This is a genomic window from Herbiconiux aconitum, from assembly GCF_024979235.1.
GTDB classification, from domain to species: Bacteria; Actinomycetota; Actinomycetes; order Actinomycetales; family Microbacteriaceae; genus Herbiconiux; species Herbiconiux aconitum.
Window position 1 is genome coordinate 1,526,606 of the sequence record NZ_JANLCM010000002.1, and the last position, 21,646, is coordinate 1,548,251.

The 21,646-nt window shown below is 68.8% G+C and carries 23 protein-coding genes; 14 read left to right on the forward strand and 9 right to left on the reverse strand.

Annotated features, from left to right (window positions below; all coding sequences use genetic code 11):
* Positions 1-34 precede the first annotated feature (34 nt).
* On the forward strand, positions 35-1,099 hold the full coding sequence (locus N1027_RS18690; protein ID WP_259510079.1) for an LLM class flavin-dependent oxidoreductase: 1,065 nt from the start codon (positions 35-37) through the stop codon (positions 1,097-1,099).
* A 3-nt stretch (positions 1,100-1,102) separates the two neighbouring features.
* Here the strand turns inward: N1027_RS18690 and N1027_RS18695 are convergent, their stop codons facing one another.
* Complete coding sequence (locus tag N1027_RS18695) at positions 1,103-2,029, reverse strand: cytochrome b/b6 domain-containing protein (RefSeq protein ID WP_259510081.1); 927 nt, start codon at positions 2,027-2,029, stop codon at positions 1,103-1,105.
* Positions 2,030-2,107: 78 nt separating this feature from the next.
* Positions 2,108-3,037: an aldo/keto reductase gene (locus tag N1027_RS18700; protein WP_259510082.1), complete on the reverse strand. Its 930-nt coding sequence runs from the start codon at positions 3,035-3,037 to the stop codon at positions 2,108-2,110.
* Positions 3,038-3,182: 145 nt separating this feature from the next.
* On the opposite strand from N1027_RS18700, the gene N1027_RS18705 reads away from it, so the two are divergent.
* The 3 genes from N1027_RS18705 (at position 3,183) to N1027_RS18715 (ending at position 5,991) form a co-directional block, all read left to right on the forward strand.
* A complete protein-coding gene (locus N1027_RS18705) occupies positions 3,183-4,028 on the forward strand; it encodes an ABC transporter ATP-binding protein (protein WP_259510084.1) in 846 nt (281 codons plus the stop codon).
* 62 nt (positions 4,029-4,090) lie between these two features.
* On the forward strand, positions 4,091-5,143 hold the full coding sequence (locus N1027_RS18710; protein ID WP_259510086.1) for an aliphatic sulfonate ABC transporter substrate-binding protein: 1,053 nt from the start codon (positions 4,091-4,093) through the stop codon (positions 5,141-5,143).
* Positions 5,144-5,157: 14 nt separating this feature from the next.
* Positions 5,158-5,991, forward strand: coding sequence for an ABC transporter permease (locus N1027_RS18715; RefSeq protein ID WP_259510088.1), 834 nt, complete (start codon positions 5,158-5,160; stop codon positions 5,989-5,991).
* A gap of 25 nt (positions 5,992-6,016) precedes the next feature.
* Here N1027_RS18715 and N1027_RS18720 read toward each other — a convergent pair whose 3' ends face one another.
* Genes N1027_RS18720 through N1027_RS18740 form a run of 5 tightly spaced genes read right to left on the reverse strand, consistent with a single transcriptional unit; the run spans position 6,017 to position 8,301 of the window.
* Complete coding sequence (locus tag N1027_RS18720) at positions 6,017-6,622, reverse strand: hypothetical protein (protein ID WP_259510090.1); 606 nt, start codon at positions 6,620-6,622, stop codon at positions 6,017-6,019.
* A complete protein-coding gene (locus tag N1027_RS18725; RefSeq protein WP_259510092.1) occupies positions 6,619-7,281 on the reverse strand; it encodes a hypothetical protein in 663 nt (220 codons plus the stop codon). The genes N1027_RS18720 and N1027_RS18725 overlap by 4 nt, the downstream gene beginning before the upstream one ends.
* Positions 7,278-7,679 (reverse strand): hypothetical protein, encoded by a 402-nt coding sequence (locus N1027_RS18730; RefSeq protein ID WP_259510094.1) that lies wholly within the window; start codon positions 7,677-7,679, stop codon positions 7,278-7,280. Before N1027_RS18730 ends, N1027_RS18725 begins: the two co-directional genes overlap by 4 nt.
* A complete protein-coding gene (locus N1027_RS18735) occupies positions 7,676-7,873 on the reverse strand; it encodes a DUF2273 domain-containing protein (protein WP_259510096.1) in 198 nt (65 codons plus the stop codon). Before N1027_RS18735 ends, N1027_RS18730 begins: the two co-directional genes overlap by 4 nt.
* The gene (locus N1027_RS18740; protein ID WP_259510098.1) at positions 7,870-8,301 is read right to left on the reverse strand and encodes an Asp23/Gls24 family envelope stress response protein; all 432 of its coding nucleotides are present in this window, start codon (positions 8,299-8,301) and stop codon (positions 7,870-7,872) included. Before N1027_RS18740 ends, N1027_RS18735 begins: the two co-directional genes overlap by 4 nt.
* A 128-nt stretch (positions 8,302-8,429) precedes the next feature.
* On the opposite strand from N1027_RS18740, the gene N1027_RS18745 reads away from it, so the two are divergent.
* The 5 genes from N1027_RS18745 to gap all read left to right on the forward strand — a co-directional run bounded on the left by N1027_RS18745 (position 8,430) and on the right by gap (position 12,026).
* Positions 8,430-8,993, forward strand: coding sequence for an RNA polymerase sigma factor (locus tag N1027_RS18745; protein WP_259510100.1), 564 nt, complete (start codon positions 8,430-8,432; stop codon positions 8,991-8,993).
* Positions 8,990-9,589, forward strand: coding sequence for an Asp23/Gls24 family envelope stress response protein (locus N1027_RS18750; protein ID WP_259510101.1), 600 nt, complete (start codon positions 8,990-8,992; stop codon positions 9,587-9,589). The genes N1027_RS18745 and N1027_RS18750 overlap by 4 nt, the downstream gene beginning before the upstream one ends.
* A 12-nt stretch (positions 9,590-9,601) precedes the next feature.
* Positions 9,602-9,934 carry a hypothetical protein gene (locus N1027_RS18755; RefSeq protein ID WP_259510102.1) on the forward strand — a complete coding sequence of 111 codons (333 nt, stop codon included), beginning with the start codon at positions 9,602-9,604 and terminating at the stop codon, positions 9,932-9,934.
* A gap of 25 nt (positions 9,935-9,959) precedes the next feature.
* Positions 9,960-10,916, forward strand: coding sequence for a GlxA family transcriptional regulator (locus tag N1027_RS18760; protein WP_259510103.1), 957 nt, complete (start codon positions 9,960-9,962; stop codon positions 10,914-10,916).
* Positions 10,917-11,030: 114 nt separating this feature from the next.
* Entirely contained in the window at positions 11,031-12,026 is a 996-nt protein-coding gene (gap, locus tag N1027_RS18765; protein ID WP_259510104.1) for a type I glyceraldehyde-3-phosphate dehydrogenase, read from the forward strand.
* Between the two features lie 68 nt (positions 12,027-12,094).
* On the opposite strand, the gene N1027_RS18770 is transcribed toward gap, so the two are convergent.
* On the reverse strand, positions 12,095-12,868 hold the full coding sequence (locus N1027_RS18770; RefSeq protein WP_259510105.1) for a hypothetical protein: 774 nt from the start codon (positions 12,866-12,868) through the stop codon (positions 12,095-12,097).
* A gap of 132 nt (positions 12,869-13,000) precedes the next feature.
* Between N1027_RS18770 and N1027_RS18775 the strand changes: the two genes are divergently transcribed.
* Positions 13,001-15,025: a DUF262 domain-containing protein gene (locus N1027_RS18775; RefSeq protein ID WP_259510115.1), complete on the forward strand. Its 2,025-nt coding sequence runs from the start codon at positions 13,001-13,003 to the stop codon at positions 15,023-15,025.
* A 25-nt stretch (positions 15,026-15,050) separates the two neighbouring features.
* On the opposite strand, the gene N1027_RS18780 is transcribed toward N1027_RS18775, so the two are convergent.
* Positions 15,051-16,526, reverse strand: a complete 1,476-nt coding sequence (locus N1027_RS18780; RefSeq protein ID WP_259510123.1) for an SDR family NAD(P)-dependent oxidoreductase — start codon at positions 16,524-16,526, stop codon at positions 15,051-15,053.
* Positions 16,527-16,618: 92 nt separating this feature from the next.
* On the opposite strand from N1027_RS18780, the gene N1027_RS18785 reads away from it, so the two are divergent.
* The 4 genes from N1027_RS18785 (at position 16,619) to N1027_RS18800 (ending at position 21,630) form a co-directional block, all read left to right on the forward strand.
* A complete protein-coding gene (locus tag N1027_RS18785) occupies positions 16,619-17,806 on the forward strand; it encodes a CE1758 family FMN-dependent luciferase-like monooxygenase (protein ID WP_259510125.1) in 1,188 nt (395 codons plus the stop codon).
* A 2-nt stretch (positions 17,807-17,808) separates the two neighbouring features.
* Positions 17,809-18,309, forward strand: a complete 501-nt coding sequence (locus N1027_RS18790) for a MarR family winged helix-turn-helix transcriptional regulator (protein WP_259510128.1) — start codon at positions 17,809-17,811, stop codon at positions 18,307-18,309.
* Positions 18,306-19,019, forward strand: coding sequence for a CE1759 family FMN reductase (locus N1027_RS18795; RefSeq protein WP_259510130.1), 714 nt, complete (start codon positions 18,306-18,308; stop codon positions 19,017-19,019). Before N1027_RS18790 ends, N1027_RS18795 begins: the two co-directional genes overlap by 4 nt.
* Positions 19,020-19,176: 157 nt before the next feature.
* Positions 19,177-21,630, forward strand: a complete 2,454-nt coding sequence (locus N1027_RS18800; protein WP_259510131.1) for a LamG-like jellyroll fold domain-containing protein — start codon at positions 19,177-19,179, stop codon at positions 21,628-21,630.
* Positions 21,631-21,646: the final 16 nt, after the last annotated feature.

Here is a 21,646-nt window from a genome sequence, read left to right on the forward strand (position 1 = left end):
TATGATTGACGCGTCAACTACATGGAGGCGTTCCGTGACAAGCACCCCGGGCCCCGACGGCCCCTTTCCCCTCATCCTCGGTCTCGACACCTTCGGCGACGTTCCGTTCGACGACACCGGTCGACCGGTCAACCACGCCCAGACCATCCGCTTCCTGATCGAGCAGGGCATCCTGGCCGATCAGGTCGGCATCGACTTCTTCGGCATCGGCGAACACCACACCGACGACTACCCGCTCTCGGCCGGCGACGTCGTGCTGGCCGGCATCGCGACCCGCACCGAGCGCATCCGCCTCGGTTCGGCCGTCACCGTGCTGAGCTCCGACGACCCGGTGCGCGTCTTCCAGCGCTACTCCACGCTCGACGCCATCTCCGGCGGCCGCGCCGAGGTCATCCTCGGGCGCGGTTCGAGCATCGACTCCTTCCCCCTGTTCGGTTACGAGCTCGGCGACTACGAGGTGCTCTTCGAGGAGAAGACCGCCCTCTTCGCCCAGCTCCTCCGCGGCGGGCCGGTCACCTGGAGCGGCACCACGCGCGCTCCTCTTCGCGACCAGGATGTCGTGCCCCACCTCGAAACCGGCACCCTGCCCGCCTGGATCGGTGTCGGGGGCAGCCCGCAATCGGTCATCCGTGCCGCTCGCCTCGGATTCAACCTGATGCTCGCCATCATCGGTGGCCCGCCGGCACGCTTCCAGCCCTTCTCCGCGCTCTACCGTCAGGCGCTCGACCAGCTCGAGCAGCCGCAGCTGCCCATCGGCGTCCACTCCCCCGGGCACGTCGCGCCCACCGATGCCGAAGCCGTGGAGGAGTTCTGGCCCCGCTACCTCGAGGTCATCAAGCACGTCAGCAAGACGCGCGGTTTCGCGGTGCCGACCCGGGCGATGTTCGAACAGGAGATCGGGCCCGACGGGGGTCTCTACGTCGGCTCGCCCGAGACGGTCGCCCAGAAGATCGCGTCGAACCTGGTGGCCCTCGATGCCACCCGCTTCGAGATGAAGTTCGGTATGGGCGGTCTCTCGCAGAGCTCGGTGCTGCGCAACATCGAGCTCTACGGCACGCAGGTCGTGCCGCGCGTGCGCGAACTGCTCGCCGACCGCTGAGCCCTACTTGCGCGGGCCGCCCATCACCCTCACGGTTCCGGTGCGGCCCGCGATGGCGGTGAGCACGGCCGGTCGCGCCGCGATCCACGCCGCCGCCAGCACCACGAGCGAGGCGGCGAAGATCCAGAATCCGGCCCATCCGGTGTCGTCACTCGCCGCGTACATCGCATTGAGGTTCTCGAGCGCGCCGGTGGCGAGCACCAGGGTCACGTGCACCACCACGAAGGCGACGAAGTAGATCATCACCAGGAAATGGATGGTGCGCGCGAGCCGCGTGGGGAACACCCGGTCGAGCGGTCGCAGCCGCGCGGCGAATCCGGGGGCGATCCGGATGCCCGTGATCAGCGCGAGCGGCGCCGCCAAGAACACCGTGGCGAAATAGCTCAGCAGCTGCAGGCTGTTGTAATTCACCCAGGCGTGCTCGGTGGGCCAGTTCAACGAGAGGTACTGCAACCCGGCCGACACGGCGTTCGGGATGACGCCCCAGCTGGTCGGCACGATGCGCATCCACTGCCCGGTCGCGAACAACAGCACCACGAAGACGACGCCGTTCAGCACCCAGAACGCATCGACCGAGAGATGGAACCACAACGGCAGGCCGATGCGCACGGGCGGGTTCTTCGTGCGGAGACGCCCGTCGTTCTTGCGCGTCCAGAACACCGACGGCCGCACACCCTGCCGGATCACCCAACCCGTGCGCACGATGAACAGCAGGAAGAACATGTTGAGGAAGTGCTGCCAGCCGAGCCAGGCCGGAATGCCCACGGGTGCGCCGTCGGGCAGCGGGGTGTACCCGGGGTAGCTGGCGAGAAAATCCTGACCGGCGGGCGACGAGCGGATGCCGATGGCCGCGAGCACCGCGATGAGCAGCAGCACGACGAGTGCGGGTGCGATCCACACGAGGCGGAACCAGGGGGATCTGTTGCTCATCGTGATATTAGATTAGCTGCCGTGGGCGCCGTGCTTCGCGCGGCGTCCACGGGCGTCGCCGGCCCCTGCCCGGCGCCGCTACGGGAGGATGTGGCCGGCGGCTCGGAAGAGGCGGTACCACTCCTCGCGGGTGAGACGCACGTCGGAGCCGGCCGCCGAGTCGGCCACGCGCTGCGGGTTGGTGGTGCCGAGCACCACTTGCATCTGCGCGGGGTGACGGGTGATCCAGGCCACCGCGATGCCGGTCGGCGTCACGTCGTAGGTGGCGGCCAGCTCGTCGAGCACATCGTTCAGCTCGGCGTAATTCTCGCGGTCGCCGAGGAACACCCCGTCGAAGAAGCCCTTCTGGAACGGTGACCAGGCCTGCAAGGTGATGTCGTTCAACCGCGAGTAGTCGAGGATGCCGTTGTCGCGGTCGATCGACTGATCGAGACCACCCATGTTGGCGGCCACACCCGCGGCGATGAGCGGCGCGTGCGTGATGCTCAGCTGCACCTGGTTCACCACGAGCGGCTGCCGCACGAAGCGCTTCAGCAGCTCGATCTGGCCCGGCGTGTGATTCGAGACGCCGAAATGGGCGACCTTTCCGGCGGTCTGCAGCTCGTCGAAGGCGGCGGCGACCTCCTCGGGCTCCACCAGGGTGTCGGGGCGGTGCAGGAGCAGGAGATCGAGGTACGGGGTCTTCAGGGTGGCGAGCGATTCATCCACCGTGCGCAGGATGTGCTCCTTCGAGAAGTCGAAGGAGCCGTCGCGGATGCCGACCTTGCTCTGGATGACGACCTGCTCGCGCTCGGCGGGGCTGAAGGTGACGGCGTCGCCGAAGCGGGTCTCGCACCCGTGCCGCACGTCGCCGTAGATGTCGGCGTGGTCGAACACGTTCACCCCGGAGTCGCGGGCGGAGCCGACGAGAGCGCGGATCTCCTGATCGCTCAGCGGAGTGATCCGCATGAGTCCCAGGATGACGTCGGAGACCGTGAGGTCGGTGTGCGGCAAAACGAAAGTCTTCATGACTCCATTCTGGCCCGCCCGGATGCGGTGCTCCTGACCGCGCATCCGACCACCGAGCGAATATTACGTTGCGTAACGCGCCGATGTGACCGGGCGGCAGGCACTCATTACGGTGGCCACAGACATCTATTGGCGAGGGGGGACCGTGGCACTGACACAGGCACCCCGGCTCACCCGGTCGACCCACGTCACCGAACGCGCCTTCGGCGTGGAGTTCCGCGACCTCGGCCGAAGCTTCCCGGCGCCCAAGAAGCGCGGCGTCGAGACGAGCGTGCTCGGCGAGGTGACACTGCGTATCGAGCCCGGTGAGATCGTCGCGATCCTCGGCCCGAGCGGCTGCGGCAAGTCGACCCTGTTGCGGATCGCGGGCGGACTCGACCGCCCGACCAGCGGGTCGGTCACGATCGACGGAGCTGCGGTCGCCGAATTCGACCCCCGCTGCGCGATCGGCTTCCAGGAGCCGCGGCTGCTCCCCTGGCGAACCCTCGAGCAGAACGTGGCACTCGGGTTGCCACGCGGCGGATCGCGCGCCGACGGCCGCGAGATCGTGGCCGAGCTGGTGTCGCTGGTCGGACTGTCGAACTTCTCCGGGCACACCCCTCGCCAGATCTCCGGCGGCATGGCCCAGCGTGCCTCCCTGGCTCGCGCGCTCGCGCGCAACCCCGGCGTGCTCCTGCTCGACGAGCCGTTCGGCGCCCTGGATGCGCTCACCCGGCTGAAGATGCAAGACCTCCTCCTCGAGGTGCACGCCGCCGCCCCCACGACGGTGCTCCTCGTGACGCACGACGTCGACGAGGCCCTGCAGCTGGCCGACCGCGTCATCCTGCTCGGCAAGGGGCCGGATGACGGCGCCAACCGCATCCAGCAGGTCATCACCGTTCCAGGCGCACGCCCCCGTGATCGGGGCTCGGCCGAGCTGGCGGAGCTGCGCGCGCAGCTGCTCGGCGGCCTCGGCATCGAGCGGCACGCCTCGGGCGACGAACTCCCCTGAACATCTCACCCGCACCAGCCGCAGCACCACCACTCACCCACAGCACACCACGAAGGACCACCATGACCCGCACCAGACTCCTCCCGATCGCGCTCGCCGCGACCGCCGCCGCGAGCCTCCTGCTCTCCGGCTGCGTCGCGGGCGAGAACCAGGGCAATGCGGCCGCCGCCGCTCCCGCGGCCTCCGACGGCGCTGCCCCCGTCACCGAGGGCGGCACGCTCAACATCGACTTCGCCACCTACAACCCGCTCAGCCTCGTGATCAAAGATCAGGGCTGGCTCGAGGATGCGCTGGCTCCTCAGGGCATCACCGTCAACTGGGTGCAGTCGGCCGGGTCGAACAAGGCCAACGAGGCCCTCCGCGCCGGAGCGATCGACGTGGGATCGACCGCCGGATCGGCCGCTCTGCTCGCCCGCTCCAACGGCTCCCCCATCCAGGTCATCGACATCTTCTCGCAGCCCGAGTGGTCGGCGCTCGTGGTGCCGGCCGGATCGCCGATCACCTCGGTGGCCGACCTCAAGGGCAAGCAGATCGCGGCCACCAAGGGCACCGACCCCTACTTCTTCCTCATTCAGGCGCTCGAGGCGAACGGCCTCAGCGCCGACGACGTGACCGTGCAGAACCTGCAGCACGCCGACGGCTGGGCAGCACTGCAGAACGGTTCGGTCGACGCCTGGGCGGGCCTTGACCCCATCATGGCCGGCGCCGAGCAGTCCGGTGCGCAGCTGCTCTACCGCAACGTCGACTTCAACAGCTACGGCTTCCTCAACGCCACCGAGGACTTCATCAAGAACAAGCCGGATGTCGCCCAGACCGTCGTGAACGCCTACGAGCACGCCCGCGCCTGGGCCGAGGAGAACCCCGACAAGACCGCAGCGATCTTGGCCGAGGTGGCCGGACTCGACCCGGCCGTGGCCACCAAGGTCATCACCGAGCGCACCAACCTCGACGTCGACAACGTGCCTGGCGACGCGCAGGTCTCGGTGCTCAAGACGATCGGCCCGCTCTTCGTCGAGACGGGCGATGTGGCCAACCAGGGCCTGATCGACGATGCCCTCGCCGGCATCGTGAACGACGAGTTCGCCACCAAGGCCGACCCGACCGCGATCGGCTGAGAGAGCGCGTCCGGATGATCGACACGAGCTTCGGCACCCCGATCGGCAACGCGCCGGCCGTCGCCGTGCCCATCAACCGTGCGCCCCGCCCCGGCGGCCGCCGCTGGGTGGTCGCCGTCGGCGGCGCCCTGCTGCCGTTGCTGATCCTCGTGGTGTGGCAGGTCGTCACAGCCACCGGCATCGCCTCGACGTCGCAGCTGCCCTCCCCCCAGATGGTGTGGGAGGCGGCGGTCGATCTCGCGCAGCGGGGCCTGCTCTGGCAGTACGTCGCCATCTCCACCCAGCGCGTGGTGATCGGGTTCCTGATCGGCGCTGCCCTGGGGCTCGCGCTCGGGGCCGTGGTGGGCCTGTCGCGCTTCGCCGACATCCTGCTCGCTCCGACGCTCGGAGCGATCCGGGCCGTGCCGTCGCTGGCGTGGGTGCCGCTGCTCATCCTCTGGTTCAAGATCGGCGAGGAGTCGAAGATCATCCTCATCACGATCGGCGCCTTCTTCCCCGTCTACACCACCGTCGCGGCGGCCCTCCGGCACGTCGACCGGCAGCTCGTCGAGGCGGGTCGTGCCTTCGGCTACCGCGGGGTGCGCCTGTTCCTCACGGTGCAGCTGCCCGCGGTCATCCCCTCGGTCGCGTCGGGCCTGCGCCTCGCGCTCGCTCAAGCGTGGCTGTTCCTGGTGGCGGCGGAGTTGATCGCGGCGTCGATGGGGTTGGGCTTCCTGTTGTCGGATTCGGGCAACAACGGTCGCATCGACCGCATCTTCCTCGCCATCATCCTGCTCGCCGTGCTCGGCAAGCTGACCGACTCCCTTCTCGCCCTCTTCGAACGCTGGGCCGTCAGGAAGTGGGCCTGACAGAGCCCCAGCACGGGGGGCCGCCTCACTGCAGGCGCGTGGTGGAGGTGACGCGGGAGCGGAATCCGCCACTGATGTGCACGAGGGCGGGCAGCTGCCGCCCGAGCAGTTCGTCGAGCGCGACGACGGCGTCCTCCACGATCATCGCGGCATCGCGGGGCGAGACACCGCGTCGGCACGTGACCGAGACCTTCAGCACCGGCGTTCGCCGCACGCGGTAGGTCGAGACGTGCGAAGACACGAATTCCGGCCGCGCACCGACGACCTCCTGCAGCATCTGCTGCGCCACCGACGATTCGACGACGGTGCGGCCGTGGTCGCTGGGGCGCTCGTCGAGCACGATCCCGGTGTGGCCCCGGCCCTGTCGCGCGATGAACACGATGAGCAGGATGATCGCGACGACCACGAGCACCAGGATCGCGGGCAGGATCCAGCTCACCCCGGTGTCGCCGAGAGGGGTCTCGGCCAACCAGGCCGACATCTGCTCGGTGAGCCGCCCGCCGATGTCCTTCCCGGCGTCGCGCAGCGCGGGCACGAGCACCACGGCTGCCGCGCCGGCTCCGACGACGAGCAACAGCAGCCCGACGAGCAGGATCAGGAGGCGGTTCGCGCCCCGGTTGGTGCTGTTCATGCGCCGATCCTTCCGTCGTCTGCGATCCGCACCCGCGGCGAAACGGTGGGACGGAGTTCGTAACTGTCGAGCTGCGCCGAGACGACCTCCGCCACGACGCCGCGATCGACGGGGATGCCCGACGTCGGCGTGAGATGAACGACGGCCTGTCGGTGCGACACCGAGACCGACGCGTTGTCGGGGTCGACATTGCCCGCGATGGAGGCGTGCCGTGCCAGCGCCGACGCGATCACTTCGTTGTCGGCCACGACCACGGTGCGGTTCGAGGCGAGGCGATGCCGCGCCCGGCGACCGGGCGAGACCGCCGCGACGACCAGCAGCACGCCGACGATCGCCGCAAGGACGCCGGCCGTGGCCACGATTCCCGAGGGAGCGTCGGCGATGTTCGCCAGCGACGCGAACATGTCCCGCGGGGCGACCAGGAGTGCCGGTGCACCGAGCAACGCGATCACGATCTCCGTGCCGACCCAGGCGAGCGACACGATGAGCAGCACGGCCAGCACGATGGCGAGCAGGGAACGGGGCGAGTGGGTCTCCCGCCGAGCGATACGACGGTAGACGCCGGCGAACGAGGCCGGCACGGCAGGGGCGGGCGATTGCGAGGACGCCCGGCGAGCATCCGTCGACGGCCTCTCGGGCGTGGTCGAGACCGTGCTCATCGAACTCTCTCCTCGGGTTGGATGTCGGCGGCGGTGAGCCGCACGGTGACCCGGCCGATGGCCGAGCCGGTCAGTTCGTTCACCCGGTCGCGGATGGTCTCCTGCGCTCGAGCCGCGCGCTCCACGATCGAGCCGCCGGTGCGATCGAGGAGGCCACTGCGTCGGCGGGCGAGCGACACGACCCGGATGGGGGCGGTCACCGTCAGAGCCAGCAGACCCCGCTCGTCGGCGAGGTGCACGCCCACACGATTCACCTGCACGCCGAGAGCGTCGGCCGTCACAGCGGCCACGACCCGGTTCAGGGCCTTCGACGTGACTCGGTTGCGACCGCGATCCGTCGAGGCGCCGGTGGTGGAGCCGGTGCCGGCCGCGACGGGATGCGTCGCGGCGCCGGTCATGACGACGAGCGCTTTCCACGGAACGCGTCGACCAGGGCCGAGACGTTCAGTTTGCCGTCGACGATCCGACCGATCAGCGCGCCCACCGCCATCGCGGCGGCGACGAAGAAGAACGGCCAGAAGCCGAGCACGATCCAGGTGAGGGCGAGGACCGCCCCGACCAGGATGCCCGTGCGCGTGGCGGACGCGGTCACTGGACTCGTGCCTCGGTGACGACGACGTCGTCGGTGGGCAGGTGCACGTCGTTGACGGTGACGTTCACTTCGGTCACCTCGAGGCCCACGATCGTCTCGATGGCCTGGATGACGCCGCGGCGTACTCCGTCGGCCACATCCTGCAGCGACAGCGGGTACTCCGCGACGATGGTGACGTCGACGGCGACCTGGGTCTCGCCGACCTCGACGCTGATGCCCTGGCTCTGATCGGTGCCGGCGACGGCCTCCCGGATGGCGCCGAAGGCGCGGGCGGCGCCCCCACCGAGGGCGTAGACGCCTTTCGCCTCGCGGGCGGCGATGCCGGCCACCTTCGCGACGACGCCGTCGTTGATGACAGTCTTGCCGAGCGAGGTCTGCACGGAGGTGGTGGAAACCGGCGTTGCCGTGCCGGGAGTGGTGGTGGCCATGAGTGTGTCTCCTTGATCCTCGCCCCGACGGATGGGGGCGAATCGGTTCGTTGTCCATAGGACGTGTCTCGCAGCGGATTCGTCACGCTCTCGGCACAAGATCGTTGCGATGGGTGTTGGATGAGCACATGACCGACGACGGGCTGCGACATCTCAGCGCGGCGGGCGATCGCATCCTCGCTGGGCGCGCTGCCGACGGCGACGTGCGCGCTTTCGAGGTACTGGTGCGTCGGTACAGCCGGCTGATGCGGGCCTACGCCCAGCGGGTGCTCGGCTCGAACAGCGACGTCGACGACGTGGTGCAGGAGGCCTTCGTGCAGGCCTGGCGGAAGCTGCCCGAACTCGACGACCTCGACGCGGTGAAGAGTTGGCTGATGCGGATCGTGGCCAACCGGAGCTTCGACGTCATCCGCCGTCGTCGCGAGCACGACGACATCAACGAACACGACCAACCCGCTCCGCCCCAGGATTCTCCCGAGGCACAGGCCGAAAAGCTATCGTTGGAGCAAGCGCTCGATGGGGCGTTGTCGAGGCTTCCCGACGAACAGCGCCGATGCTGGGTGCTGCGGGAGATCGGTGGCTACAGTTACCTCGACATCGGCCGGGAACTCGCCCTGCCCTCCAGCACCGTTCGCGGACTCATTGCCAGAGCACGCAAGAATCTGATCCGGGACATGGAGGAGTGGCGATGACCGATCAGCACCCCGATCCCGAACCGAAGTCCTGGGAGCCCGACGACCTCGACGGCCACACCATCGACGAACTCTCCGACTATCTCGACCGCGACCGCACGCCCGCTGACCCGAGCATCGACTCCTCGCCCGGTTGCCAACTCGCCCTCACGGCGCTCGAGCGACTCCGGCGGGTCTCGGCCTCGTTGCTCGAGACCCAGGCCCTCACCGAGCCCGAACCCGACGAGAGCTGGATCAAGGGCATCGTGCAGAACATCAGCCGGGAGACCCGCGCCGGCAGGACCATCCCCATCTCCCACCCCGATCCGATCGCGGAACTCGGCATCACCGAAGGCTCGGTCAGGGGCCTCGTGCGCGCGGCCGGTGACAGCATCGACGGGATCATCATCGGTCGCAGCACACTCCACGGAGACGTCACCGTGCCGGGAACCCCGATCACCGTCACCATCGACGCCACCGTGAGCTGGGGCTCGAACATCCCGCAGACCACGGAGCTTCTCCGCGAGGCCATCATCCGCACCTTGGAGCTGCACACCGACCTCCTGATCGCCGGGGTCGACATCACCGTCCACGACATCCACACCCCGCGCCCCTGAGAGACCAGCCCGATGACCGCCCTGTCCCTGCCTGACGAACTCGTCCGGGTCGTCTCCGGCGTGCCCGGCGTGATCACCGTCTATCCGGCCAAAGCCGCATTGCCCAGCCTCATCGAGAACACCGTCGCCGCCGCCACCGGGAAAGACGCTCCCGCACCCATCGCGCTCGACGATCGGAACGGGCGCCTCACGATCGACGTCACCATCGGCATCACCGACGGCGCCTCGGCTGCACAGACCTGCCGTCAGGTGTACGAGGCCGTGGCCGCTCACCTCAGCGCACACACGGTGCAGGCGTCGCGCATCCGCGTCCTCGTGGCGAACATCGAGACCGCTGCCCGGTGACGGGTCGGAGAGCCAGCCGGATGCCGTGACCGATCACCACCTGACCCGCGTCGCCGTTCTCGTACTGGCAGGCGCGAAACCGCTCGACGTCGGCATCCCCGCGCAGGTGTTCAGCACGCGCGCCAGCATGCCCTACGAGGTGCGGGTGTGCGGGGCAGCGCCCGGGCTCGTCACGGGCGGTGACGGCCTGTCGTACCACGTGGCCGACGGGCTCGACGCCCTCGACTGGGCCGAGATCGTCTTCGTGCCGGGCTACCGGCATCCTGATCGCGACGACCCGGCTCCCGCCGTCGTCGACGCCCTCGTCGCAGCTCACGAGCGCGGCGCCCGGCTCGCCGCCATCTCCACCGGCGCGTTCGCTCTCGCCGCCACCGGCCTCCTCGACGGCAAGCGGGCCACGACGCATTGGCACTACACGCAGGCGCTGGCAGCGAAGTATCCGCGGGTCACCGTCGACGAGAACGTGCTCTTCGTCGACGAGGGCACGGTGCTGACCTCGGCAGGCGCCGCGTCGGGCATCGACCTGTGCCTGCACATCCTGCGCCGCGACCTCGGGGTGGCCGCCTCGAACCACACCGCACGCCGACTGGTGGCGGCGCCCTACCGCAGCGGCGGCCAGGCGCAGTACGTTCCGCGCAGCGTTCCCGAGCCGCTCGGGGCGCGCTTCGCGGCCGTGCGCGAGTGGGCGCTGGTGCGACTGGCCGAACCGCTCACCCTCGAGGTGCTGGCCCGCCAAGCGGCCGTCTCGCCGCGCACCTTCTCGCGCCGCTTCGTCGACGACACCGGTTACACGCCGATGCAGTGGGTGATGCGCGCCCGCATCGACGTGGCGCGCGAGCTGCTGGAGCGCTCGGAGCACAGCATCGAGCAGATCGCGACGGATGTCGGTCTCGGCACGAGCGCCAACCTGCGCCTGCACTTCCAGCACATCCTGGGCACCACTCCGAGCGACTACCGTCGCACGTTCGCTAACGGCGAGTAGCGGAAATCGGCCACGCCTGACGCGTGGCGCGATCCTTGCGAACCATGGCGCTCCGGCCACTGGTGCGGGCGGACTCCCCGAGGGAATCTAGTGGGCGGAAAGGAACACCAACCCATGACTCGCATTGCCATCAACGGATTCGGCCGCATCGGACGCAACGCCCTCCGCGCCCTGCTCGAACGCGACAGCGACCTCGAAGTCGTCGCCGTGAACGACCTCGCCGACCCCGCCACCCTCGCCCGGCTCCTCGCCTACGACTCCACGGCCGGCCGCCTCGGCCGCCCGGTCTCGGTCGACGGCGACACCCTCGTGGTCGACGGCCGCCGCATCCGCGTGCTCGCCGAGCGCGAGCCCGCGCAATTGCCCTGGGCGGAGCTCGGCGTCGACATCGTGCTCGAAGCCACGGGCCGGTTCACCTCCGCCGACGCCGCCCGCGCGCACCTCGACGCGGGCGCCAAGAAGGTGCTCGTGAGCGCACCCTCCGACGGCGCCGACGTCACCCTTGCCTTCGGTGTGAACACGGATGCCTACGACCCGGCCGTGCACACCATCGTCTCGAACGCCTCCTGCACCACCAACGCGCTCGCCCCGCTGGCCGCGGTGCTCGACGACCTGGCCGGCATCGAGCACGGCTTCATGACCACGGTGCACGCTTACACGCAGGAGCAGAACCTGCAAGACGGCCCGCACCGCGACCCTCGCCGCGCCCGGGCCGCCGGCGTCAACATCGTTCCCACCACGACGGGCGCCGCGAAGGCGATCGGCCTGGTGCTGCCGCAGCTCGAGGGCAAGCTCTCGGGCGACTCGATCCGGGTGCCGGTTCCGGTGGGCTCGATCGTGGAGCTCAACACCGTGGTCTCCCGCGAAGTCACGCGCGACGAGATCCTCGCGGCGTACCAGGCGGCGGCCGACGGACCCCTCGCCGGCATCCTGGAGTTCTCCGACGACGCGCTGGTCTCCAGCGACATCACCGGCAACCCGGCGTCGTCGATCTTCGACTCCGCTCTCACCCGTGTCGACGGCCGTCACGTGAAGGTGGTCGCCTGGTACGACAACGAGTGGGGCTTCTCGAACCGCGTCATCGACACGCTCGAGCTGCTCGCCGCGTAGCCCGACCACTCGATGAAACACGGATGCCCCGGTCGCGTGACCGGGGCATCCGTGCGTGAGGGGGCGGGTTACGCCTCGCTCATCGCGGTCTTCTCGGCCTGGCCCTTTGCCGCGTAGTACGCGGCTCGGGCGGCGTCGCGACGGGCCTGCTCGGCCTGGCCGGCGTCGAGGATGTCCTGCGACACCTCGACGTTCGGCACGTTGGTGCGGCCGTTGTACTTCTCGATGTAGGCGTCGAGCTCGGGGCCCGAGGTCCACGAGGTGATGAGGCAGTAGCGCGGGTCGGGACCGGGGTGGGTCGCGGCGTGCCACAGACGCTGCGTGTCGACGATCAGCTGCGCGCCGGCGGGAAGCGCGATGCGGTACTCCACGCTCGGGTCGGTGCGGTTGTCGCGCAGCACGAAGAAGCTGTCCTTGTCATCGGTGAGGTTGAAGAACCCGCGCACGACCCAGCCGGTGCCATCCGGGTTCAGGCGGTTGTTGTCGTCCTGGTGCAGGTTGTAGAGCGTGTCGGCGTAGGTGTTCGGCTGCAGCTCGATCACGCGGCAGCGGCCGACGTTGGCGCCCGGCTCCTGCGCGCGGCGCGTCAGGTTCGGGGCGAGGGCGGTCTGCGAGTCGATCCACACGCCGTCCTTGTCGGTGCGCGGCGGCACGTGGTTCCAGAAGCCGTTGCACTCGATCTCGCCCTTCGCCGAAGCGAGCGGAGCGAAGCGGGTGTCACCGGATGACTTCCAGTCGTTGTACTCGATGTCGAGCCATTCCTTGGGGTCGAGCTCCTGCTGGTAGCGGTCGAGCACGACGTAGCCGGTCTCTTCGAGAGCGGCGGATTTGATGTAACCCATGTGGAGATATTGCCCTTTCGTCTTGGGCCAGCACGTTTTAACAGGCCCAGGTTAGGTAAGGCTAACATCCGAGTCCTGAGAACGCGTGCTGCCACGGGATGACGCCATGAACGTCGCGTAAACTCGTCCCCTATGGTCACAGCTCTGGTCACTGCAACGAACGTCGAAGCCACTGCCGTCAACACCATCGCCTGGCTCTCCGCCGCAGAGACCACGATCGTGGTGCCGGTCTATCAGCGTCAGTACCGCTGGGACATCGGCGGCTGCGAGCAGCTCCTCGGCGACATCCGGGCCGTCGCCGACTTCCCCGACGACCGGCACCGGCACTTCATCGGCTCCATCCTCTCCACGGCGGCCGACGACGATGACGACGACGCCGAGCTCGTGCTGATCGACGGCCAGCAGCGCATCACCACGCTGATGCTGCTCGTGGCGGCCCTCCACCACACCGTGAAGGGCGACGACCCTGAGCTCGCGGCCGAACTCGAGAGGGTGCTGGTGCGCGACGGCGACCCCACCCGCACGAAGCTGCGACCGCACCGCGGCTGGGCCGAGATCTTCGAGAGCGTCGTGCTCGACCAGCGCTCCGCCGAGGAGGGCCTCCGCGACTCGCGGTTCGACGACAACTACGCCTTCTTCCGCAGCCAGGTGCGGGCCGACGAGGTCGCCCGCATCTGGCGGGGCCTGCAGAAGCTGGAGCATGTCGCCATCACGCTAGGCCCGGATGCGAACGCCCAGCAGATCTTCGAGAGCCTGAATTCCACGGGCGAACCGTTGCGCGACCACGAGCTCATCCACAACTACGTGCTGATGGGCCTCTCGCACGCCGAGCAGAGCGAGATCGAGGACTCCTTCTGGCTGCCCATCGAGCAGAACACCGGTGAGGTGATCGGGAGCTTCTGGCGGCACTACCTGGTGATGACCACCGGCCGCGAGGTCGCGATCGCCGGCGAGCGCGGGGTCTACGACGCGTTCCGGCACGAGTTCCCGCGGCTCGACCTCGCGACCCTACGGGCGCACGCGACCGAGTGGCGCGAGTACTCGGACGCCTACCGGGTGCTGCTCGATCCGGCCCAGGAAGCCGATCCGGAGATCGCCCGCCAGCTCGGCTACCTCAACACCTTCGGGCGCGGAATGTACCCGCTCGTCATGCGCGCCTACTTCGACTACTCGCACGGCACGGTCTCGAAAGAGGCACTCATCGGCATCCTGGAGCACGTGCAGTCGTTGCTCCTTCGCCGCACCGTCGTGGGCGTGAGCAACGACCGCCTGGTGGCGCGCCTGTGCCGCGCCCGTTCGGCCGGGGCCGACGAGCTGGTGCGCGCGATCGCGCGGGTCACGCCCTCCGACGAGCGGGTGCGGGTGGCGCTGAAGTACAGCGAGCTCCCCCACGCTGCGTACGTGCTCGGCCGCATCGCGGGAGTCGCGAGCCCGGCCGGCCTCGACATCGACCACGTGGTGCCGCTCGCCCCCTCCGACGACTGGAGCGGCGACGGCGTGCGCGAGTGGGCCGAGTTCACCGACGACGAGCAGAACAGCCATCGGGCGCTGGCACAGACCCTCGGCAACCTCGCGCTGCTCGAGCAGGCACTGGCGGAACGCGCCTTCGGCGGCTCGTTCCCCGAGAAGCGCGGCGTGTACGCGCAGAGCGCGGTGCCGACCACCCGCGAACTCGCCGAGGTGCCCGCCTGGGGCACCGCAGCCATCGCCGAGCGCACGGCGCAGCTCACCGAGATCTTCCTCCAGGTCTGGAAGCGCCCGGCCGTCGTGTCGATCGACGACGACGGACTCACGCCCATCCTCGACGCGGTGCGCCGCCGCGGCTGGCCGCGCGGGTGGGAGCGCGAGTTCGAATACGTCGAGTACCGCGGCGAGCACTGGGAGGTCTACGACGTCAAGTATCTCTTCAACCGCATCTTCAAGCGCCTCTGGGCCGATTCTCGCGAGAGCGTGGTGGCGTTCAGCGCCCGCCGGGGCGGCCCGATCTACGAGGCGCAGTCGTGGAACGGGCACTGGGATGCGCTCGACGAGTCGAACTACCTCTACATGGGCTGGGATTCGAAGTACATGCTCACCGCGGTGCAGGGCGTGCTCGAAGAGGCGGGGCTCGCCTCCGAGGTCTTCGTGAAGTACTCCTACATCGGCGCGGTGATGTGAGCCCGGTTCAGGTGATGGGCCCGTTTCACCAATTGCTCGGCGCGTAGTCCTTGAGGAACACGCCGAACAGGTCTTCACCCGCCTGGCCGCGCACGATCGGATCGTAGACCCGGGCGGCGCCGTCGACGAGGTCGAGCGGGGCGTGGAAGCCCTCTTCGGCCAGCCGCACCTTCGTGGGGTGCGGGCGTTCATCCGTGATCCAGCCGGTGTCGACGCTGGTCATCAGGATGCGGTCGGTCTCGAACATCTCGCGCGCACTCGTGCGGGTGAGCATGTTCACGGCGGCCTTGGCCATGTTGGTGTGCGGATGCCCCGGGCCCTTGTATCCGCGGCCGAACACGCCCTCCATGGCGCTGACGTTCACCACGTAGCTGCGGCGGGCGCCCGAGCTGCGCAAGGAGGCGCGGAGCCGGGAGATCAGGAGGAACGGCGCGGTGGTGTTCGCCAGCTGCACCTCGAGCATCTCGAGCGGGTCGACTTCGTCGACGTGCTGGGTCCAGGAGTTGGCGTCATGCAGATCCGGCAGCAGCCCGCCGGCGTCGATCGCGGTGCCGGCGGCGAGTCGCTCGAGCGAGCTCGACCCGGGCGCCATGGCCTGCTCGGTGAGCTCCTCGGCGCGGGCGGCCGCAGCAGCGAGGATCGGATGCGTGTTCACCGACTGGGCGAGCGCGTGCGGATGCTCGTCGTTGGTGTGCCCGAAGGTCACGAGCTCGGGCAGCGGGCCGTCGGGCAGCGGGGCGAGCTCGGCCTCCACCAGCGGCTGGTAGGCGCCGGGCGAACGGCGCACCGTCTGGGTGGCGTTGTTGATCAGGATGTCGAGCGGGCCCGCCGCCGCCACGTCGTCGGCGAGCGCAATCACCTGCGCGGGGTCGCGGAGGTCGATGCCGACGACCTTCAGTCGGTGCAGCCAGTCGGCGGAGTCGGGCAGGCTGCTGAAGCGGCGCACCGCGTCACGGGGGAAGCGGGTGGTGATGGTCGTGTGAGCCCCGTCGCGCAGCAACCGAAGCGCGATGTACATGCCGATCTTCGCGCGGCCACCGGTGAGCAGCGCCCGGCGGCCGGTGAGGTCGGTGCGGGCGTCGCGCTTGGCGTGACTCATCGCCGCGCAGTCCGGGCAGAGCTGGTGGTAGAAGGCGTCGACCAGCGTGTAGGGCTGCTTGCAGATGTAGCAGTTGCGCGCCTTCAGCAGTGTTCCCGCCGTGGGCGTCGAGGTCGAGGTGGTGATCGGGATGCCGCGGGTCTCGTCGTCGATGCGGTCGGGCGCCCCGGTGGCGGTGGCGGCGATCACGCTCTTGTCGGCATCGGCGACGGCCGCCCGGATCTCGCGTCGGCGTTCGCGCTTGACCGCCTTGAACATCAGTGCGGTCGCGCGCCGCACGGCCACGAAGTCGGGGTGGTTCTCGTCGAGCTCGGCCATTCGGGCGAGCACGTCGAGCGTCACGGCGAGATCGGCGGGGTCGATCGCGGCGGTGGATGCGGTGTCGGGGGATGCGGAGGGCACAGACGATTGTAAGCCGACGGGAATACATGCGCAGTCATGTTGTTATACGCTTTCGAGACGCCGGAACCCGACGTCAGAGAGAGGCGCACGTCATGCAATTCGGAATCTTCAGCGTGGGCGACATCGCCCCCGACCCCGTCACCGGCCACACCCAGAGCGAGGCCGAACGCATCAGCAACATCGTCAAGGTCGCCCAGCGCGCCGACGAGGTGGGCCTTGATGTCTTCGCTCTCGGCGAGCACCACAATCCCCCCTTCGTCCCCTCCTCCCCCACGACACTGCTCGCGCACGTCGCGGCGCTGACCAAGCAGATCATGCTCAGCACCTCGGTCACCCTGCTGACCACGAACGACCCGGTGCGCATCGCCGAGGAGTACGCCATGCTGCAGCACCTCGCGAAAGGCCGACTCGACCTCATGGTGGGCCGAGGCAACACCGTGCCGGTCTACCCCTGGTTCGGAAAGGACATCCGGCAGGGCGTCGCCCTCGCCCTCGAGAACTACAACCTCTTGCACCGCCTCTGGCGGGAAGACGTGGTCGACTGGGAGGGCCGTTTCCGCACGCCGCTGCAGGGCTTCACCAGCACCCCCCGACCGCTGGATGACGTGCCTCCGTTCGTCTGGCACGGCTCGATCCGCACCCCCGAGATCGCCGAGCAGGCAGCGTTCTACGGCAACGGCTACTTCGCAAACAACGTGCTCGCGCCGAACCTCCACTTCAAGCCGCTGGTCGACTTCTACCGCGACCGCTTCGAGCACTACGGCCACGGCACGCGCGACCAGGCGATCGTGGGCCTCGGTGGCCAGTCGTTCATCGCCAAGCGTTCGCAAGACGCGGTGAAGGCGTTCCGCCCCTATTTCGAGAACTATCCGATCTTCAAGGGCAGCTCGCTCGACGACTTCATGGAGCGCACTCCGCTCTCGGTCGGCAGCCCGCAGGAGGTCATCGACAAGACGCTCTCGTTCCAGGAGGGCTTCGGCGACTACCAGCGTCAGCTCTTCGCGCTCGATGGTCTCGCCCTGCCCGTCGAGATGGCACTCGAGCAGGTCGAACTGCTCGGCACCGAGGTGGTGCCGGTGCTCCGCAAGGAGATGGCCGCGCGCCGTGCACCGGGAGTTCCGGATGCGCCGACTCACGCGAGCCTGATCGCCGAGAAATACGGCGACGCGGAGCCGCGCCAGCCTCGACCGAACCCGAACCGCGGCGACAACCTCTCCGGAACCTCGCCCTACCAGGACAGCGATCCCGAGCTACAGGCCAGCTTCCCGCTGGCGGTCTGAGCATGCCCGACAGCCGCGACATCAGCGACTACCGTCTGGCGAACGACGCCTGGGAGGCCTACTACCGGGCACAAGCCACCATCGGCCAGGAGTTCAACGACGCCGACATCTGGGAGGGCCTGCTCACCAAGGAGTACGCGGTGCTCTACGCCCTGTCCTCCGAGCCGGAGGGCCTCCGCATCACCGAGCTGGGTGAGGACGTGCTCCTCACCCAGCCCGGGATGTCGCGGATGATCGCTCGGCTCGAGTCCCGCGGGCTCGTCGAACGAGCGGGCGACGCCGCGGATGCGCGAGCCCGGCGCATCCGCCTCACCGACGACGGCCGAGCCGTGCAGCGGGCGGTCGGCCGCAACCTCGCCCGCCTCATCGCCCAGACGATGACCCGCTCCCTCGACCGACAGCAATTGCAGACCCTCCGCGACGTCAGTCTCGCGCTGCTCGCCGGAGCTCCGGGCACGAGCGCCGACGTTCAGCGGCGCGCCTTGGAAAGGATGAAGTCATGACCACAGAAGCAACCCCCCAGACCTCCGACTCCGCCGAACGCCCCGTGCGGCTCGTCATCATCAGCGCGGGCGTGAGCGATCCCTCGTCCACCCGGCTGCTCGCCGACCGTCTCGCCCAGAAGACCGTCGACCTGCTGGCAGAGGCGGGCCAGCCGGCATCCGTCGGCGTGATCGAGCTCGGCCCGCTCGCGGTCGACATCGCGCAGAACATCGTCTCCGGGTTCCCGAACGCCCGCGTGCAGGCGGCGATCGACCGGCTGGCCGACGCGGATGCCGTGATCGCGAGCACGCCCGTCTACAAAGCCGGCATCAGCGGACTCTTCAAGTCGTTCGCCGACGTTCTCGACAACGACCTGCTGATCGCGACCCCGGTCGTGCTCGCCGCCACGGCAGGCACCGCGCGGCACGCGATGGTGGCCGATGAGCAGCTGCGGCCGCTGTTCGCCTTCCTCCGTGCCCTCGCGGTTCCCACCTCGGTGTTCGCGGCCCCGGAGGACTGGGGGTCGACCGCACTCGGCGACCGCATCGAGCGCGCCGCCACCGAGCTCGCGCTCCTCGTGCGGAGCGGCGTCGGCCGATCCATCGCCGACGGCGCCTGGGCGGGCTATCAGCACCAGTTCTCGGGCAACGCGACGCGTTCGGAAGGCTCCGCCGCCGAAGTCGACTTCGACACCGACCTGATGCGTATGGCCGCCGGCGGCGGGGTCTAGCGACCGGTCGCCGGCGCGGTCGGCCCCGCATCGGCGACGTTCCGACCCGGTCAGCATGTCGTTCACGCGCCAGCAACCTTCGGGACCGATGGAGACACAAGGGTGGATGCGCTCCCGTTCGAGAGCGTCTTGCCGACGTCGATCCAGAAGGAAATCCGTGCCTCCCGCAACTCCCCGTCCACCATCCCGCCTCCGATTCATCCGCGCCGGCGCGATCGCCACTGCCGCGGCCGGAGCGATCGCGCTGTCGTCGTTCGTCGCCGTACCAGCGTCGCAGGCCGCCCCCGCCGACGACCTCGGTTCGCGCTTCACGCTGGCTGTCCTGCCCGACACCCAGTTCTACTCGCGTTACTCGGCCGACCAGTTCCAGCCGCGGTACGGAAAAGACCCCTACCAGGTGCAGACCGAGTGGCTCGCCGAGAACCGCGACGCCCTCAACATCCCGTTCGTCACCCAGCTGGGCGACATCGTCGACCAGTCGGGGCAGGAGCGCGAGTGGGTCGCGGCCGACAACGCCATGAGAACACTCGACGACGCCGACGTCCCCTATTCGACCGCACCGGGAAACCACGACGTGCGCGACTCGAACGACGACCTCGACGACACCGCCTACGATCTCAGCCAGGAGCCGTTCCTGAAATGGTTCGGACCGGAGCGCGCGAAGAACGTCTCCACCTATGAAGGCAGCGACCCGACCGGGCTCAGCCAGTACCACGTCTTCGAGGCCGAGGGGCAGCAGTACCTCGTGCTCGCGCTCAGCTGGCGGGTGTCGGATGCGACCATCGCCTGGGCCGACTCGGTGATCGACGCCCACCCCACGCTCCCCGTCATCCTGACGACCCACCAGGTGATCGACATCGACTCCGACGCCATCTCCCCGAAGGAGACCGAGTACGGCCTCGAACTCTGGGACAAGCTCATCACGAGCAACGACCAGATCTTCCTGACCATCAACGGGCACTTCCACGGTGAGTCCCACCTCGTGAAGACGAACGACTTCGGCCACTCCGTCACCCAGATCGTCATCGACTACCAGATGGCGTACGAGGGCGGCGACGGCTACCTCGGCCTGTTCGAGTTCGACCTCAGCCACAACGCCATCACCGTGCAGACGGCCTCCCCCTGGGTCACTTGGAAGCCGCAGGAGAAGCTCACGAGCTACGACCAGCCGTTCCTCGAAGGAGTGAACCAGCAGTTCGTCGTGCCGATCGACTTCGCCGCACGATTCGCGAGCTTCGACCCGACCTTCGCGGTGGGCCCCGCCACGCAGCCTTCCCTGTCGCAGAAGGCGCGCGACATCCTGCTGGACGGCTTCACGGGTCCTGACCCCGTGTCGACCGAGGCGCCAGGCAACTCGGATGACTACGTCGACGTCGCCGGCACGCTGGCGCACTGGCGCTTCACCGGGAACTCCGGTGTCGTCGCCGAAGGCCAGAGCGTGCCCGATGTCGCAGGCGGCAACGACCTCACGCGGGTCGGCATCGCCGAGTCCGGCGCAACGAACGCCGAAGTGGGCGACGTCACCATCGGCTCCGACCACGCCTACCTGTCGTCCGACGACGCGAGCGTCTGTTTCGCGAACGCCGACCGCAACAACTCGCGTTACAGCTACCTCGAGACCTCGAGCGACGCCCCCGTCAACAACGAGTCCTTCGACAACGGGTACACGATCGAGTCGTTCTTGAAGATCGACAAGTCGTGGACGGCCAGCACGAACCAGTGGATGATGGCGCTGATCCGAGCGGGCAACCGCAACGAGATGCCGGGAGTGCCTTACGACCGGTGGGGTAACGGAGGACCGGTTGTTCTGGGCCTGTCGAACCTCAAGGAATTCCAGTGGAGCGTCATCCCCAATGAGCCCGGACTCGGTGACCGGGTGAACTGGTCGGGAGAGATCCAGCTCGACACCTGGATGCACGTCGCCATCGTCAACGACCCGGCGACCCGCGCGACCACGATGTACGTGAACGGGGCACCCGTGCTCCGCAACGCGACCGACAACGTGGGCCAGAGCTTCGTTCCCGACGCCCCGTGGCTGTTGGGCGCCGGCATGGATTCCAACCAGCCGGGCGCCGGCTGGAACGGATGCATCGGAGAGACCCGCATCGTCGATCACGTGCTCGACCAGAGCGAGTGGCTGACCGCACGCGCCGACCTCACCGGCCTCACGGTCGTCGACGCACCCGAGGGATCGCTGCCCGCCACCACGAAGCTGACGACGTTCTCCGGAACCGGCCTGCCGGGCGCCGAGGTGCGCATGTCGGGAAGCATCGCGGGAACCGACGTGATCGACGACGACGGCCGCTGGTCGATCGTGCTCCCCCAGGCGCTCACCGCCGGCGCCTATGAGGCGTCGGTCGTGCAGGCGCTCGGCACACGTGAATCCGCACCCGTCGCCTTCGACTTCACCATCGAAGGCGCCGCGGTCGCGAACCCCGGCACGACTCCCACCATTCCGATCGACGGCGCCGACGGGAGCGTCGCTCTGGCCAACACCGGCGCCGAGCTGCCCACCGGAGCGATCGTCGGGGCGATCCTGCTCGCGCTCCTCGGCACGACCGTGCTCATTCGCACCCGTCGTCGACGCGCATCCGGTCTGTCGGGTGAGTAGCCTGCTCTGACGGTCG

Bases quoted from the DNA above. Each gene is read 5' to 3' on its own strand.
- N1027_RS18790 (WP_259510128.1), top strand. From the start codon at position 17,809: ATGCCCGACAGCCGCGACATCAGCGACTACCGTCTGGCGAACGACGCC.
- N1027_RS18740 (WP_259510098.1), bottom strand. From the start codon at position 8,301: ATGGCCACCACCACTCCCGGCACGGCAACGCCGGTTTCCACCACCTCC.
- N1027_RS18785 (WP_259510125.1), top strand. From the start codon at position 16,619: ATGCAATTCGGAATCTTCAGCGTGGGCGACATCGCCCCCGACCCCGTC.
- N1027_RS18700 (WP_259510082.1), bottom strand. From the start codon at position 3,037: ATGAAGACTTTCGTTTTGCCGCACACCGACCTCACGGTCTCCGACGTC.
- N1027_RS18770 (WP_259510105.1), bottom strand. From the start codon at position 12,868: ATGGGTTACATCAAATCCGCCGCTCTCGAAGAGACCGGCTACGTCGTG.
- N1027_RS18750 (WP_259510101.1), top strand. From the start codon at position 8,990: ATGACCGATCAGCACCCCGATCCCGAACCGAAGTCCTGGGAGCCCGAC.
- N1027_RS18795 (WP_259510130.1), top strand. From the start codon at position 18,306: ATGACCACAGAAGCAACCCCCCAGACCTCCGACTCCGCCGAACGCCCC.
- N1027_RS18725 (WP_259510092.1), bottom strand. From the start codon at position 7,281: ATGAGCACGGTCTCGACCACGCCCGAGAGGCCGTCGACGGATGCTCGC.
- N1027_RS18715 (WP_259510088.1), top strand. From the start codon at position 5,158: ATGATCGACACGAGCTTCGGCACCCCGATCGGCAACGCGCCGGCCGTC.
- N1027_RS18755 (WP_259510102.1), top strand. From the start codon at position 9,602: ATGACCGCCCTGTCCCTGCCTGACGAACTCGTCCGGGTCGTCTCCGGC.
- N1027_RS18710 (WP_259510086.1), top strand. From the start codon at position 4,091: ATGACCCGCACCAGACTCCTCCCGATCGCGCTCGCCGCGACCGCCGCC.
- gap (WP_259510104.1), top strand. From the start codon at position 11,031: ATGACTCGCATTGCCATCAACGGATTCGGCCGCATCGGACGCAACGCC.
- N1027_RS18720 (WP_259510090.1), bottom strand. From the start codon at position 6,622: ATGAACAGCACCAACCGGGGCGCGAACCGCCTCCTGATCCTGCTCGTC.
- N1027_RS18730 (WP_259510094.1), bottom strand. From the start codon at position 7,679: ATGACCGGCGCCGCGACGCATCCCGTCGCGGCCGGCACCGGCTCCACC.
- N1027_RS18745 (WP_259510100.1), top strand. From the start codon at position 8,430: ATGACCGACGACGGGCTGCGACATCTCAGCGCGGCGGGCGATCGCATC.
- N1027_RS18695 (WP_259510081.1), bottom strand. From the start codon at position 2,029: ATGAGCAACAGATCCCCCTGGTTCCGCCTCGTGTGGATCGCACCCGCA.
- N1027_RS18775 (WP_259510115.1), top strand. From the start codon at position 13,001: ATGGTCACAGCTCTGGTCACTGCAACGAACGTCGAAGCCACTGCCGTC.